Annotated in this window: 8 protein-coding genes; 7 read left to right on the top strand and 1 reads right to left on the bottom strand. The window is 48.5% G+C overall.

The window, feature by feature from the left end; all coding sequences use genetic code 11:
• Positions 1–19: 19 nt before the first annotated feature.
• The 3 genes from galB to J3P35_RS07285 all read left to right on the top strand — a co-directional run bounded on the left by galB (position 20) and on the right by J3P35_RS07285 (position 5,734).
• Complete coding sequence (galB, locus tag J3P35_RS07275) at positions 20–2,449, top strand: beta-galactosidase GalB (RefSeq protein WP_210463665.1); 2,430 nt, start codon at positions 20–22, stop codon at positions 2,447–2,449.
• Positions 2,450–2,534: 85 nt separating this feature from the next.
• Complete coding sequence (locus J3P35_RS07280; protein WP_210463666.1) at positions 2,535–3,191, top strand: GDSL-type esterase/lipase family protein; 657 nt, start codon at positions 2,535–2,537, stop codon at positions 3,189–3,191.
• A gap of 125 nt (positions 3,192–3,316) precedes the next feature.
• Positions 3,317–5,734 carry a glycosyl hydrolase family 95 catalytic domain-containing protein gene (locus tag J3P35_RS07285; RefSeq protein ID WP_210463667.1) on the top strand — a complete coding sequence of 806 codons (2,418 nt, stop codon included), beginning with the start codon at positions 3,317–3,319 and terminating at the stop codon, positions 5,732–5,734.
• A gap of 348 nt (positions 5,735–6,082) precedes the next feature.
• Here the strand turns inward: J3P35_RS07285 and J3P35_RS07290 are convergent, their stop codons facing one another.
• Entirely contained in the window at positions 6,083–7,300 is a 1,218-nt protein-coding gene (locus J3P35_RS07290; RefSeq protein ID WP_246850012.1) for a glycoside hydrolase family 88 protein, read from the bottom strand.
• 1,552 nt (positions 7,301–8,852) lie between these two features.
• Here J3P35_RS07290 and J3P35_RS07295 point away from each other — a divergent pair.
• Genes J3P35_RS07295 through J3P35_RS07310 form a run of 4 tightly spaced genes read left to right on the top strand, consistent with a single transcriptional unit; the run spans position 8,853 to position 16,623 of the window.
• A complete protein-coding gene (locus tag J3P35_RS07295) occupies positions 8,853–12,077 on the top strand; it encodes a SusC/RagA family TonB-linked outer membrane protein (protein WP_246850014.1) in 3,225 nt (1,074 codons plus the stop codon).
• A gap of 20 nt (positions 12,078–12,097) precedes the next feature.
• Positions 12,098–13,840, top strand: coding sequence for a RagB/SusD family nutrient uptake outer membrane protein (locus J3P35_RS07300; RefSeq protein ID WP_210463668.1), 1,743 nt, complete (start codon positions 12,098–12,100; stop codon positions 13,838–13,840).
• 30 nt (positions 13,841–13,870) lie between these two features.
• Positions 13,871–15,046: a glycan-binding surface protein gene (locus J3P35_RS07305; RefSeq protein ID WP_210463669.1), complete on the top strand. Its 1,176-nt coding sequence runs from the start codon at positions 13,871–13,873 to the stop codon at positions 15,044–15,046.
• A 23-nt stretch (positions 15,047–15,069) separates the two neighbouring features.
• Entirely contained in the window at positions 15,070–16,623 is a 1,554-nt protein-coding gene (locus J3P35_RS07310) for an IPT/TIG domain-containing protein (RefSeq protein ID WP_210463670.1), read from the top strand.
• Positions 16,624–16,786 lie beyond the last annotated feature (163 nt).

The raw sequence follows: 16,786 nt of genomic DNA on the forward strand, positions 1-16,786 counted from the left end.
ATTATCCACTCCCACAAACATGATGCGGCAAAAACTGCACCTGCATACCCTGCTTATCACGCTATTGACTTTAGGAGCCTGTACTTCCACCGATACCTTGGTAAGAGAACGCTCTGATTTCACCAAAAACTGGTCCTTTAACCTCGGAGACAATGCCAGTGCCAAGGAAACCACCTTCAATGACAGCCAGTGGCGCAAACTGAGCGTGCCCCATGACTGGAGCGTGGAAGGCAAATTTGACGAGAAGAACCCGGCCGGCGTTGGAGGCGGCGCTTTGCCCGGGGGCATCGGTTGGTACCGCAAAACCTTTACCGTAGACGCCAAAGACAAAGACAGGCTGGTTTACCTGGCCTTCGATGGCGTCTACACCAATTCTGAGGTCTGGGTCAACGGCCAATACCTGGGCAAAAGACCCTACGGCTACATCTCTTTCCGGTATGACATCACGCCGCACCTCAAATACGGTCCGGAGCAGAACGTGGTAGCCGTAAAAGTGGACAACGCCCAGCAGCCTAACTCACGCTGGTACTCCGGGTCCGGCATTTACCGCAATGTGTGGCTGGTGAAGACCAATCCGGTGCATGTAGACCAGTGGGGCACCTTTGTAACTACGCCGCAGGTATCTGAGCAATCTGCGAGGGTAAACATCACCACCAGCATCAGAAATGCCAAACAGCAGGGCGGGAACATCACCTTGCGTACGCTTGTGGTGGATGCCCAGGGCAAGGAAGTCGCCCGCACCGCCTCAGAGAAAGTAGCTTTGCAGAGCGAGGTTACGGAGGTGAAACAGGACCTGACCGTGACTGATCCTAAGTTGTGGTCAGTGGAGAGTCCGTACCTGTACAAGGTGGTGACGCTGGTGGAGCAGAATGGCAAAGTGGTGGACAACTACGAGACGCCACTGGGCATCAGGACCTTCAAATTCGATGCGAAGACGGGCTTTACGCTCAATGGTAAACCCATGAAGATCAATGGAGTCTGTAACCACCATGACCTGGGGGCTTTGGGCGCGGCCATCAACGTGCGGGCGCTGGAGCGGCAACTGGAGATCATGAAAGGCCTGGGTGTGAACGGCATCCGGACCTCTCACAACCCGCCGGCCCCTGAGTTGCTGGACCTCTGCGACAAAATGGGCTTCATTGTCATGGATGAGTCCTTTGACATGTGGAAGAAAGAGAAAAGCAAGTATGATTACAGCCTCGCCTGGGACCAATGGCACAAACGCGATTTGGAGGATTTCATCAAACGCGACCGAAACCACCCCAGCGTGTTTATCTGGAGCATCGGCAACGAGATACCAGAGCAGTGGGCCCCGGAAGGAACCACCATCACCAAAGAACTGGTAAGCATCGTGAAGAACCTGGATACCACGCGTCCGGTGACGGTGGGCATCAATGAGCCCACGCCCAATAATACCATCTATAAATCAGGGGCGCTGGATTTGTTCGGCTTCAACTACCACCACCAGGATTTTGAGAAGTTCCCGCAGACCTTTCCGGGGCAGAAATTCATCGCTACCGAGACGGTCTCTGCTTTGATGACCCGCGGGCACTATGACATGCCCTCAGACAGCCTGCGCCGCTGGCCCATCAGGTGGGATCTGCCTTTCACCACTGGCAACAAAGACCTCACCGTCTCGGCCTACGATAACGTGAGCACGCCTTGGGGTTCTACCCACGAGGAGACCTGGAAGGTGATGAAAAAGCACGCCTACCTGTCCGGACAATACATCTGGACCGGGTTCGATTACCTGGGCGAGCCCACGCCATACGGCTGGCCGGCCCGCAGCTCTTACTTCGGGATTGTGGATCTGGCCGGTTTCCCCAAAGACGTGTACTACATGTACAAAAGCGAGTGGACGAAGGGGCCGGTGCTGCACGTTTTCCCGCACTGGAACTGGGAGCCCGGCAAGACCGTGGATGTGATGGCCTACTACAATAACGCCGATGAGGTGGAGCTGTTTTTGAACGGCAAATCTGTGGGCGTGAAAAAGAAACAGGGCGATGACCTGCACGTGATGTGGCGCCTGCCTTTCCAACCGGGCACCCTGAGGGCGGTGTCCCGCGCAGGCGGCAAGGAAGTGCTTTCCAAAGAAATCAAGACTGCCGGCGCCCCGGCCAAAATTGTGCTGGAAGCCGACCGCACCCAGATTTCCGCCGATGGCAAGGACCTTTCCTTTGTGACGGTGAAGATCATGGACAAAGACGGCAACCTGGTGCCCCGCGCCGATAACCTGGTTCACTTCAGTATAGACGGAAAGGCCACCATCGCGGGCGTGGACAACGGCTTGCAAACCAGCATGGAGTCCTTCAAAGCCAATCACCGGAAAGCCTTCAACGGCCTCTGCCTCGCTATTTTGCAGGCCCAGGAAGAAGTCGGCACCGTGAAACTGACCGCCACCTCTGAAGGGCTTGCCCCGGCTACCGTGACCATCCAACTGAAAAAGTAAAAGACAACCCTCTGTTTTAAGCCTGATTCTGAAGAAATAGCCTTAAAATAGAGGGAAAAATATGCTCTTAAAGATGATTTCCTACATGAAAAAACAAGTATCGCTCTTCTTTCTGCTAGTGCTGTTGGTTTGCTACGGAGCCTCGGCACAGAACAAAATCAAGGTGGCCTGCGTGGGCAACAGCATCACCGAGGGGGCTGGTCTTACCCAGCCTTATCCCGTAGTGCTGCAACAACTCCTAGGCGATGGCTACGAAGTGCGCAACTACGGCATGGGCGGCCGCACGTTACTGAAAAAAGGCGATTTCCCGTTCTGGAACGAGGCCAAATACCAGGATGCCCTTTCCTGGAACCCAGACATCGTGATCATCAAACTGGGTACCAACGACTCCAAGCCTCAGAACTGGAAATTCAAGGACGAGTTCATCCCAGACTATGTCCAGTTTGTGAACTCTTTCAAAAAATTGCCCTCAAAACCCAAAGTGTACGTCTGTACCCCAGTGCCGGTGTTCGAAGAGAAATTCAGCATCCGGAAAGAGGTGGTGAATACGGAGGTGCTGCCGGCGGTGAAAAAAGTAGCCAAAAAAACCAAGGTAAAGACCATTGACCTGTATACGCCGTTTCTGGGCAAGGCAGACCTCACCTATGACGGTATCCACCCCAATGATGCCGGCGCGGCTTTGCTGGCCCAGGAGGTCTTCAAAGGCCTGAAAATCAAAGCCCCGAAAGCCGCCAGCCGATAACCCCCGTTTCAGGCCTGATTATGCCAAATCAGGCCTGAAACAGAGTTTTTGCTCAGCATAGTTCTGCTGAGAAAGGCTGCGTTTGCCCATTTTGTAGCCTATTCTTTACCGTATTCCGCTTTTCAATGCCGCTCCGTTACATTTTCCTTTTGCTGGTTTTACTTTTCACGGGAGGTTCGTTCACGGCCTCGGGCCAGGCAGATCTCTTCAGTCAGCCCAGGAAAGGCTTCGCCAGTTGGTTGCCGGCGGCCAGTTGGGAACACGCGCTGCTCAGCGGTAACGGGGCCATGGGCGCCATGGTCATGGGCAACCCGCATGATGAGACCATCATCCTGAACCAGGCCCAACTGTATCTGCCCGCCACAGAGCCCAAGCCGCCCATTGACCAGGCTAGCAGGCTTGACGAGATTCGCGCGTTGATTCTGGCCGGGAAAGGGGAAGAGGCCGCCATGGTTCCGGTGGAGCAGAGCATGAAAGAAGGTTACGGCGGCCACCTGTGGTCTAACCCGTACGTGCCCGCCTTTGACGTGCGCCTGCAGATGAAACCCTCTAACGTGCAGAAATACGTGCGCACCGTGGACTTTGAAACCGGGGAGGCCAACGTCACCTGGACCGATGCCAACGGCACCTACCAGCGCCGCCTGTTCGTCTCCCGCCCAGATAGCGCCATTGTCATTTCCATCAAAGGAACCGGAAAGATCAACGGCCGCCTGTCCTTCGCCCGCCGGCCCGTGGAATGGACCCAGTGGGAGCAGATCAACAAGACCGTGGAGAGCGTGAACATCGGCGCTGCCGATAACAAATGGCTTACCTACAGAAGCGCCTACAAAAAGCGCTGGCCGGGCAGCCTGGAGGGCTACGAAGGCGTGGGCCGGGTAGAGGTGAAAGGCGGTAGCTCACGCACTGAGGGCAACGAGTTCATCGTCCAGAACGCCGATGAGGTGCTGGTATTCATCAAGATCAACGCCAACTATGACTACGCGCAATCGCAGGTAGACCGGATCAAAGAGCATTTGTCTGGCTTGCCCGCAGATTACCAAACCTTGGTTTCGCGCCACCGCAACGTGCACGGCGAGCTGTTCAATAGAGTAAAGCTTGATTTAGGCGGCGGGGCAGATGCGAACCTGTACACCGAGGCTTTGAACCTGAAAACCAAAACCGGGCAGGTGGCACCCGCCATCATTGAAAAGCAGTTTGATGCCGCCCGCTATCACATCATCTCGGCTACCGGCATCAATCCGCCTAATCTGCAGGGTATATGGGGCGGTACCTGGTCACCGGCTTGGTCGTCAGATTTCACCCATGATGGAAACGTGGAGGTCGCCATCTCGGCGCTGCTCACCAGCCGGGTTCCGGAGTTGATGTTGGCTTACTTTGACTACCATGACAAGCGCCTGCAATTCTACCGAGACAACGCCAAAAAGATGTTCGGGACGCGGGGCATCCACGTGCCCTCGCACACCAGCAGCCACGGTTGGGACAACCACTTTGACCCCATCTGGTGCCTCAGCCTCTGGACCGGCGGGGCCGGCTGGACCGCCAGCTTTTACAACGATTACTGGCTGCACACCGGTGACCGCAAGTTCCTGAAGGAGCGCGCCTACCCGTTCATGAAGGAATCGGCGCTGTTCTATGAGGATTTTTTGAAAACCGACCAAAATGGAAAGTACGTTTTCAACCCGTCATACTCACCTGAGAACAACCCGGCCAACTTCAAGTCCCAGGCCAGCATCAACGCCACCATGGACGTGATGATCGCGAAGCAACTGCTTAGGAACTGCATCTCGGCCGCTCAGGAATTGAAGACTGATAAAGCCCAGGTGAAGATATGGCAGGAGATGCTCACCAAAATGCCCGCCTATGAGCTGGATGAGGCCGGTGCTCTGAAGGAATGGCTCTGGCCCGGACTGCAGAACAACCACCAGCACCGTCACATTTCGCACCTGTACAGCCTCTATGACCAGGTAGACCCAGACTTTAAGAAGAACCCTCAGTTGCTTGCGGGAGCGCGCAAAGTGGTGGAGGAGAAAATGAAGTTCCGCTACAAAGAAAACGGCGGGGAGATGGTCTTCGGGATGGTGCAATTAGCTTTTGTGACCGCCAACCTGGAAGATGCGCCCACCACCGCCCAACTGATTGACTGGCTCTCGCGCTTCTATTGGACCAACGGCCTGGGCACCTACCACAATCCGGGTTCCTTGTTCAATATGGACTTGAGTGGCGGGTATCCTTCGGTGATCATGCGGGCGCTGGTGTACTCAGAGCCGGGTTTGGTGAAGGTGTTACCGGCGGTGCCGGAAGCCTGGCAAACCGGCAGCATCTCGGGATTGCTCCTGCGCGGCGGGGTGGAAGTAAAAAGCCTTGCCTGGAGTCAGGAAGAGGTAACCCTGGTGTTGCAGGCTCCTAAAAAGCAAAGTATCGCGCTGCAAGCCCCTAAAAACATGCTATTGGTTTCCGGCGCGAAAGCCGCCAAAAGACAAAGAACCACCAAAGTGGATCTATCCGCTAATAAAGAAGTTAAGCTTGTTTTCCGGGCGAAGTAGGTTCACCTTCCGGTGATTTTGTGAAAAGCCATTGTTTCTAAAACAGCAAGGGCCGCAGTTTTCCATACTGCGGCCCTTGCTGTTTTAGACCTGTTTTCAGGAAAGTAGCCTTATAATGTGCGGACATCAGCATACTTATTTCGAAAACCCATGCAGATACTGGCGCTAGGATGTTCCTCTTTAAATCAGTTGGAAAAGTCTCGCCAGCGAACTTGAATGCTTCAGCGGCAATGGAGCTGTTTAGAAAGTGGTTTGCCACGATAAAAGTAAATCCGATTCGGGGCTGTTTTCATCAAAACAGCCCCGAATCGGATTTACTTTTATTGAGCTAAGCTGGAGGTTGAATATCTATTTGATGAACGCCTGATAGCGGCGGAGGGCCTCAATGTAGTAATAATCGCCGTAGGTGAGGGGCGTGTCTACTTCTGTGCCGGCTGGGTGGTGTCCCACGCCATGCTTCAGGATAAAGCCGCCGTTGGTGCCTGGTGCCGCACGGTAGGTGTCTGTTGATAAAGTTTGTATGATGGTCTCAGCGGCGCTGAAGTACTTGCGTGCCGCCGCATCCGGGGCATAGAGGCAGAGTTCCAGCAGGGCGGCCGCGTTGATAGCCCCGGCAGAGGCATCCCGCAGGGCATTCGGAATATTGGGAGCATTAAAGTCCCAGTAAGGAATTTTGTCTTCTGGTAGGTTGGGATGGTTCAGCATGAAGTCAGCCATATGAATGGCTTGGGTCAGGTACTTCGGGTCTTTGGTCTCGCGGTACATGACGGTGTAACCATACAGGCCCCAGGCCTGTCCGCGCGCCCAGGCAGATTCATCAGCGTAGCCTTGGGCAGTTCTCTTTTGTTGCACCGCTCCCGTGGCTGGGTCATAATTGATGACGTGGTAGGAGCTATAATCTGGCCGGAAATGGTTTTTAAGCGTGGTGTTGGCGTGCGTAACGGCAAGTTTGTAGAAAGAAGAATCCCCGGTGGCCCGGGTGGCCCAGAACAGCAGTTCCAGGTTCATCATGTTGTCAATGATCACCAGAAACTCATTCTTGTCAGAGTCCCATGATTTAATGGCCCCAACTTTAGGGTTGAACCTTGAAGAAAGTGATTTGGCACTGTTTACCAGGATGTCTTTGTACTCGGCTTTTGGCGTTATCTCGTTTGCCTTGCCAAAACTGCAATACATCATAAACCCCAGGTCATGGGTGGAAGTGTTGTATTGTTCTTTCTTCAGAGCCTCCAGCATGCGATTGGCTTCTGAATTCAGTTGCTTGTCGCCGGTGGCCTGGTAAAGGTAAAGCAAGGTGCCCGGGTAAAAACCGCTGCACCACCAATCAGAACCGCTGGTTTCCAAACTGTCTTTTTGGGCGTGATAAGTCTTCGGGAATCTGTTAGCCGGAAGCTTTGCTGCCAAAATTTTGTATTGAGCCGCGGCATCCTGGTAAAATCCGGAGATGGTCTTGGTGGGGATGTTCGTACTCTGGGGAACCTCTTTTAAAGCTGTTTTGCTGGAACTGCAGTTAAACTGCAGGAATAGCCCGCTTATCAAAAGCGCCTTCATTAAGATCCGGGTCATTCGCATGGTTGGTCAGGGAGGAAGTGTTCTACCTGCAAGGATAAGGTTTTAGTTGTGAACCGCAATGGAGGGGTAGGTTGTTTTGGAGACTTGTATGGACCTTTAAGTACTTGGGAGTATGATTTCCAAAACCTCAGCCTGTTTGTCTATGTTTTTCCAACAGTTCAAGCCCTTATAAGATATATCAGCAGCCCTTGGGCTTGCTGCTCCCTGCCAAAAAAAACAACTTACTTACCTTCTTTTTTAGCATTGATGCAATAGTTGTAGCAGAAGAATATAATGGCTGCTCATTTTGGGAGGACCTATTATTGAAAAGCCTCTACCCTGTACTATGTCTAAGCTAAAGTTTAAGGGGTGCCTGCTCAAGCTCTTAGTAGAAAGGAACTGTTTTGAAAAATCATTAAGCAAAAAGCATTATAGGTGGCTATTTAAGTGGTTTTACATTTAATGATTATCATAAATATAACAATGTCGTTGCTTTGATAAGGATAGGATAATTGGGTGTGCTTAAAAATGTTATAAACTAAAAGTAGGGAGGAAGGGATGATTTGTATACAGAAGAGTAGATTAATCCTTTTAAGAAAAAGTTGGTTCTGGTGCCATTTTGCTTGTTTGGCGTTAAAAATGAACCTGGTTTTTCTAAAATTTTCAATGGATTTAACATTTGATGCCCTACCCTGAAACATTGATGGGCGTTTTTGAAGAAAGAAATGCCTAAATTTATCATATTGAAAAAAGGAGAGTTGCCTTAGAAATATCTTGTTAAGTAGTATTTCAAGTTCCTCTCTAAAAGGGGAGACTACTTTGCAAGGTGAAGTTCGTGCGAGGTATAAGAGTGAAGCCGCAGCAAGTAAGTCAGGCACGTTCGTTAGGATCTTCTCCTGGTTATTTCTTCGCTGGCTTTTCAACTACTTCCCAGCCTGATTACGATGAGGTATGAATGTTAAGTCAGCAATGGGTAAATAGGATAAAAGAATACCAGTTTAGAGGTCTTCCTTACACTTATATATAATCAATTACTTATCAGAAAAACACCTTTTTACTTAATTCAGGCAACATAGATACCTGTCTTGGTCTGTTTTTCTGCTTTGTATAAATTTGAAATAATCTGAACTGCATTATGAATTCTCTAAAAACAGATATTTTAAAGATGATTAAATTTTGTTTATGGAAATGGAATTTGTTTTCTATATTTATGCCAACGTTGGCGTGCATGGTTAGGTTAGACTGCCGCAATCAATCAAAGAATTGATAAGAAAGTATTATACGACGGCTTTAAATCTTCTTAGATTTGTAAGGTTACTGAAAGTGTTTGGAGGGTGTTGAAGGATGGAGAGGAACGTGACTGGCCTAAAAAGTGACTTTTGGTCCAAACAGGAACAAAACAAATGGAGGTTCTCCCCTAAAACCTCTGGTAGAGCATTAAAAGGCTTATTCTACTTGATTTTACTTGACACCATTTTCTTAAAGTTAATCTCCTGACTAGAGTGCATCTAGTGAGTTTTTATTATTCACCACTATACTATGTTTACTACCTAATTCAAATTACCCTATGATTCAAAACTTATACTCAGACAAAAATTACCAAAAAAGTAATTACGTCTTGAAATCTAAGAAAGTCTGGATGATGATAGCCATGGTATTGGCTATTCTGACCCAGGCTTTTGATGGTTTGGCCCAGACGGCCAGACGGACCATTACTGGTAGAGTAACCGCGGCTGCTGATAACTCAGGTATGCCAGGCGTAAGTGTAGTAGTAAAGGGTACCACCACTGGAGCCTCTACAGATGCGAACGGAAACTTCTCTTTGGAGGCAGGTAATGCCGATGTGTTGGTAGTAACCTTCATTGGCTATGTGTCTCAGGAAGTGCCGGTAGGGAACAACACTACTATTAATGTGAGTTTGAGAGAAGATGCTCAGACTTTGAACGAGGTAGTAGTAACCGGTTATGGTGAACTGAGAGCCAGTGATGTGCCTGCGGCGCAGACTAGTATCGGTGCAAAAGCCATTGAAAGAACTGTAAACACTACGGTAGAGCAAGCTATCCAGGGACGTGCACCAGGGGTGTATGTAACTCAGAATACAGGTGCTCCGGGTGGTGGTATCTCTGTGAACATCAGAGGTATCAACTCTATTAACGGATCTAACGAGCCATTATATGTAATTGATGGTGTTCAGGTTCAGGGTGCTACTTCTACTTCAGGTGTTAACCCATTGGCCTCTTTGAACCCATCTGATATTGAAAGCATGGACATTTTGCAAGGTCCTTCTGCTACCGCTATCTATGGTTCACGTGGTACCAACGGGGTAGTTTTGATCACAACAAAAAGAGGTAAAGCTGGTGACTTGAAAATCAATTACTCTTTCTTGAACAGTGTGCAAACTTCACCTAAGCCACTGGATGTAATGAATCTGCGCGAATATGCCCAGATGGATAATGAGTACAAAGCGTTGGCAGGTGGTGCGGTACGCGAAGATTTCCTTGATCCTTCTATCTTGGGTGAAGGAACCAACTGGCAGCGTGAGTTATTCAACAACGCGCCAATGAACAAACACCAGTTGAGCCTGAGCGGCGGTAGTGAGAACACTAGATTCTATTTATCAGGTGAGTACCTGGATCAGGAAGGTGTGGCCGTAGGATCAGGATTTGATCGTGCTTCAGTTAGGTTGAACCTGGATAGCAAAGCCCGTAAATGGCTTAACTTAGGTGCTAACCTGAACTTTGCCCAAACAAACGAGCAGATTTCTACAACTCAGTGGGATATCATTAATAATGCCATTCAGTTATCTCCAGCCATTCCGGTAAGAAACCTGGATGGAACCTACGGTGGTGGTGAGCCTAGACTTAACCCAGATGGTAGTGTTTCTGAGGCTGAGCGTTTTACACCAGCTAACCCAATTGGTTTAGCGAACATTATCACCAACGATATGGTGAGACGTCGGATCTTGGGTGGTCTGAATGCAACTGTAAACCTGGCTGAAGGATTAGAATTCCGTACCTCGTTCAATGCTGATTACGGAACCGGGTTCGGTACCACTTTCTTGCCAACTTACACCTTTGGTTATCAGAGAAACGTAATTGCCCGTCTGGATATCCGGAACGAGACCAATACTTATTGGAACTGGAACCAGATGTTGCAATACGCCAAACAGTTTGGTAAGCACAGCTTGACTTTGATGGCCACTCACGAATCACAGGCCTCTACCTGGCAGAACACCACCCTTGGCAGAAGCGGTTTCAATACAAACGAAATCATTGATATCAATGCCGGTGAGCAAAATGCCAACCAAAGAACCGGTGGTGGACAAGGTGACTGGGCTATGGAGTCTTACCTGGGTCGTGTGAACTATAACTTTGGAGACCGTTACATTCTGCAAGGTGCCTTCCGTGCCGATGGTTCAGCAAACTTTGGTCCTGACAACAGATGGGGTTATTTCCCTTCCATATCCGCCGCCTGGCGCGTGTCTGAAGAGCCATTCTTTGCTATTCCGGTAGTAAGTGACTTGAGATTGCGTTTTGAAACTGGTTTAACCGGTAATCAGGGAGCTGGCGGTAACATCTATGCAAGACTTCAGCAGTACCCAACAGAGTGGGGATCTGGTTTCTTGGCAGCCAACTATCCTAACCCAAATTTCAAGTGGGAAGAGACCTTAACCAATAACGCTGGTATCAACCTGGGTTTATTTGAGAACCGTGTTCAGATTGAGGCCGACTACTACATCAAGAAAACAGACAACGTAATCGTTAGAAGCTCCCTGCCTTGGTACATGGGATCTACTGGTAGTGGTTCCGTACAGGCTCCTCTGGTGAACTTTGGCGCCCTTCAAAATAAAGGCTGGAGTGCATCATTGAACACTGTTAACATTGATAAAGGTGGTTTCAAATGGGAAACAAACCTTAACATCTCCCACTTCCAGGCTGAGGTTACTAAACTTTATACTGAAACCAGTGTAGTGGCCCGCAATGCCCCAGATTGGTATATCCAACCACTTTGGTCACAAAGAACAGTAGTAGGTGAATCTCCTTGGTTCTTCTATGGTTACATTGAAGAAGGTATTTTCCAGACGGTAGAAGAGGTGCAAAACAGTGCCCGCCCTGCTGATAGCCAAGGAAAGCCTTTCCCAGTTGGAGAGAATAGTGTTTGGGTTGGTGATGTGAAATTCCGTGACCTGAATGGCGACGGAGTAATCACTGAGCAGGACATGACCAAGATTGGTAGCCCATGGCCTAAATACTTTGGTGGTTTCACCAATGATTTCACTTACAAAGGCTTTAACCTGAGTGTGCTTTTAACCGGAACATTTGGTAACGATGTGTACAACTACGTTCGTTTCCGTAATGCAAACCCTAACAACATCAACGTAGGACAGAACATGTTCAGAGAAGCTCGGGACTATGCCAGAGTGAATTCAGAAGGTGTGTTGGAAAACCCTGGTACAATTGTGCCTCGTCTTTCTGGCGGTGATGTGAACAAGAACTTTGCCCGTCACACAACTAAATATGTAGAAGATGGCTCTTTTGTGAGAATCAAGAACATCTCTTTGAACTACAGTTTACCTAATTCACTTGTTGCCAGACAAAAATTTGTGAAGGCAGCCAGAGTAGGTGTTAGCGCTCAAAACCTGTATACTTTCACTAAATACACCGGTTACGATCCTGAGGTTGGTACATATGTTGGACCAAATGTTGGAAATGATAGTGCACCAATTGGGGTTGATACCGGCCGTTATCCAATTACCCCTATCTATTCTTTCAACATTGGAATTGATTTCTAATTTTAACTGCAATACATAATATGATTAATAGATATATTTTAGCCGGGGCCTTTGCCGCTCTGGCTATGTTCACCGGCTGTAAAGAAGACTTTTTAGAGAGGCCACCACTGGATACGCTTACTGACGGCGCTTTCTTTAAGACCGATGCCCAGGTTCTGGCAGCTACTGCTCCTCTATACAACGTGGCTTGGAAAGATTACCATGATCAGGCTTCTTATTTCGTAGGTGATATCCGGGGTGGTACCTTGTTCTACCCATGGGAAGGCCCGGCAGAGCGCAGAGACAATGTGTTCTTCAGAGCTACCGGCGTTTCTAAATCCACCTTGTGGGCTTACCAGGCTTGCTACAATGTTATTGCGCAGTCAAACATGGCTATCTATAACATTAACAAGCTAGCTGGCCCAGATGTAACTGCTGCGGCTAAAAACCAGGCAATTGGAGAGGCTCGTTTCATGCGTGCAACTGCTTACAGCATTCTGGTAACCACCTTTGGTGAAGTTCCAATCATTACAGACAACGTTGCGGACTTAAATAACGCGGAGAAGGTGCGCAATACCATTCCTAGTGTATGGGAGTTCATTACCCGTGATTATTTGTTTGCAGCAGAGAATTTGCCTCTTACCTCTACCCAACCCGGAAGAGTAACCAGATGGTCGGCTGAAGGTATGTTAGCCCGTACCTATCTTACCCGTGCCGGGGTTGGTGCTTCAGGTGGTCAGAGAAATCAGGAATTCTTAGACAAGGCTAAAGAATATGCTCAACGGGTAATTACCCAAAGCGGTAAAACTTTGATCAGACCTTACGAGAACCTTTTCAAATACCCATACGACAACAACGCGGAGTCTTTGTTTGAAAACCAGTGGGTATTTGGTGAAAACTATGCGGCCGCTAACACCATGGCTTCTCAAATTTACCCAATGGGTGAAATAGCCGTGAACAACGATGGTTGGGGTGGCAACTACAGCGCTACCTGGTGGATGATGAGCTTGTACGAAGGCCTGATCACCAACCAGGAAGATAATGACCCGGCTAACGATGGACTAGCCAAAGGCTTTACCATGGACCAGCGGTTAAAAGCCACCTTTATGCTGCCAGGTTTCAATTATCCTGAAATTACTGTGAAAGATCCTTCCGGTAAACCAAAAGAGAAGTTGACTTGGGCTGCACCAGGCGCAGGAGCCACCAACAACTACGCTGTTATCAAGAAGTATGTGGTTGGAAATGAGTATGACTTGGGTGGACAGGCCGCTCAGCAAAGATATCCGCACAACACCTATATGTTGCGTCTGGCAGAGATGTACCTGACTTATGTGGATGCCGCGGTTGGAAATGCCGAGTCAACATCTGATCCGGTTGCTATCCAATACCTCAACGAAATCCGTACCCGGGCCGGTTTACAGCCAATTGCCGGGCCAATCCAGATGAACCGTAACTACCCATTGTCTGGAGAAGACCAGGTGTTTGAAGAGTGGGTGAAGGAGTTTGCCATGGAAAATCTAACCTGGTATGAGTTAGTAAGAATCCATTACTATAATCCGCAGAAAGCATTCAATATCATCAACAACCAGGACCGTGCCTTGTTCCTGGCGGCGCCGGATCGTTTCCCTAACCCAACCGGTTGGACATTTACCAAAACCTCTTGGGTTACTGAACGGACTCCAAATGTCAGCGATGCTAATTTCTACATGCCGCTGCCATCTGTGGAGCTTAGCCAGTCGCCAAGCTTAGGCCAACCAGCCGTTGATTATGAATTTAAGGACTAGAAATTAAGATTCAGATAAGAGAATATTTGTATGAAAAGTCAATTGAAATATTTCCTGTTCCTTTTTGTTGCCTTGGTGATGACAGGGACTTTCACCAGCTGTTCGGAAGATGATGATCTTCCGAACGGCGGTAAACCCATGATTAGCTATGTGCGGGTTACCCGCCCAGCAGCATCTGATTCCCTTGTTGTGAAGGCCGGACAAGGACAAATGATCGCCATTATTGGTGAGAACCTGCAAGATGTCCGTGAATTATGGATAAATGACCGTGAGGCAGCGCTGCAGTCTACCTTTATCACCAGCACTTCTATCATTACCCGTGTGCCATCAGACATCCCAACTGAAATCACAAACAAGATGCGTCTGATATTTGCAAACGGTGAGGTTTTGGAGCATGATTTCACGGTAGATATCAGCGAGCCATTGCCTACTTACATGGAAAGTGAGTTCGTAAACGCTGGTGAAGTTGCAACTATCAGAGGAAGCTTCTTCTATGAGCCGGTACACGTTTTCTTTACCGGTGCCAATGGGGCTCAGGTAGAAGGAGAGGTTGTTGACGTATTGCCTAACGAAATCCAGGTAAGAGTACCAGCAGATGCCCAGCCAGGACCTCTTACTATCAAGAGCAATTTTGGCGAGACAGAGACTTCTTTCTGGTTCCGTGATAACCGCAACATCATTGCCGATTATGAAGACACTGATTTCGGCGGCTGGTGGCATGGTCCAACTTACATCACCAGTGGTGGATCAGGTATTGACCCAATCAGTGGGAAATTCCTGCGCATTGACAAAGAGAATACAGGCGGTTGGTTTGAGGCATGGGTTGGTGAAGGAACGGTAAAAGAAAAAACCAAAAACATTCCGGCTGATGCTTTTGCAAACCCAGGTAACTACGTGCTTAAGTTTGAGATGAATACAGTTTCTCCGTTGGCTTATAACGGTATTCGGATCATGTTCAGCAGTAATGGTGGCCCTGGAAACAGAGATTTAGCTACTTATACCTGGGCAGCAAACATTGATACTAAGAACAAGTGGCAAACTGTAACTATTCCTTTCAAGGATATCCATGAGGCTAATAACAAAAACGGTAACACGTTCACCTATAACGCCAGTGGTTACGCAGTTTCCTTCCATTTCGTAGGCCCAGGCACTAAAGCCCAGTTTGCGATGGACAATGTGCGAGTAGTACCAAATGTTATCCCATAACGAAACCCTCTGATAATTGACGTATGAAGAACTTTTATAATATCAAGGTATTACTACTGGTATGCTTGTTCGCGACATTCGGATTCCTGCAGTCATGTAATGATGATGAGGAAGATGTAAACTCAGGACAAGTAGAATTATTGAGCTTTGGTCCTACGGGAGCCAAGCATGGCGAGAAACTCAAATTCATTGGTCATAACCTGAACAAGGTTGAATCTATTGAGTTTGTAGGTGCTTCTGTTGCCAAAACTCAGTTTACCTCGCAATCATCTGACCTGATTGAGTTGGTTATCCCAAACACAGCTGAAGAAGGTAAAGTAACCCTGAAGGTTTCAGGTGGCGAGGATGTTGTTTCTAAAACCGTGCTCAGCTTTGAAGTGCCGGTGACTATTGCATCAGTAACGGCAAAAGCTAAGCCAGGAACCAACATTACTGTGACAGGTAACTACCTCAACTGGGTAGACAGCGTTCAGTTTGGCACCCTGCAGGATAGCATCGTGACCACATTTGTAAGCAAGTCTATGACGGAACTGGTGCTTAGAGTTCCAATGAGCGCCAAAACAGGATCTTTGACTTTCTTTACCGGTGGTACTGAGCCAATGGCGATTGAGACTGAACAGTCGTTAGACGTAACTTTGCCTGCAGCTACCGCTTTTTCGCCTGCTTCTCTAAAACACGGCGAAAACCTGACCATCACTGGTACAGACCTTGATTTAGTAAAAGAGGTTGTGTTTACCGGGGTTGGAACTGCCAAAGCCTCCAGCTTCGTTAGCCAATCTGCTACCCAGATTGTAGTGACAGTTCCAGACAACGCCTCTGCTGGTACGCTTAAATTAGTGGCTAAGTCAGGTGTGGAAGTGCCTACAACCCAAAGCATCACCATTACCTTGCCGGCAATCACTAGTATGTCTCCTAACCCTGTGGATCCAGGAGCTAACCTGACCATTACCGGAACTAACCTTGATCTTGTAAAAAGCGTGAATTTCACAGGTGGTGCTTCCGTTTCTACCTTCATCAGTAAAACGCCTACCCAGATTGTGTTGAAAATGCCTACCCAAGATATCTTGAATGGTGTGGTTACTTTCATCACAACCCGTAATTATTCAGTAGCCACCGGGCAGACCCTTAGAATCAACATTGACCGTCCGCCGTACTTCATTTACAATGATGCATTGAACTCTGAGTGGCAGTTATGGGGTGGTTGGGGTAAATCCTCCGAGGATGTAGCCAATACAGAGCAGGTGTCTAGAGGTGCTAAAGCAATCAAAGTAAGCTTCAATGATGCCTACGGAGCGTTCCAATTGCATCCAAACAATGCGAATGTGTTTGATGGGTATACTACCATTGTGCTTTATGTACGTGGCACGGTAAATAGCCGCGGGGCAATCCAGATCAAGAATATGTCTGATGTTACCGGAACCGATGCACCGTTCGATATTGTAGCAGGTCAATACAGGCGGATTGAAGTTCCGATCAGTGCTTTGGGTAATATCACTGGCGGAATCAAAGAATTCTACATAAAGAACTACGGTACCAACCCTAACACCTTCTACATTGATGATATTGAGTTGCGGTAATTGAGCGCTTAATAGCTATAAACAAAAAGGGAGAGCAATTCTGCTCTCCCTTTTTGTTTATAGCTGAGTTTCACAATTGAATTCCCATGGACAAGGCAATCTACAGGAATTCATGAGGCATCATTTTCTCTTGGTTTCCAGGAATTAGATACGCTTGTGCTTA

The sequence above is a fragment of the Rufibacter roseolus genome, assembly GCF_017916365.1.
Classification (GTDB): domain Bacteria; phylum Bacteroidota; class Bacteroidia; order Cytophagales; family Hymenobacteraceae; genus Nibribacter; species Nibribacter roseolus.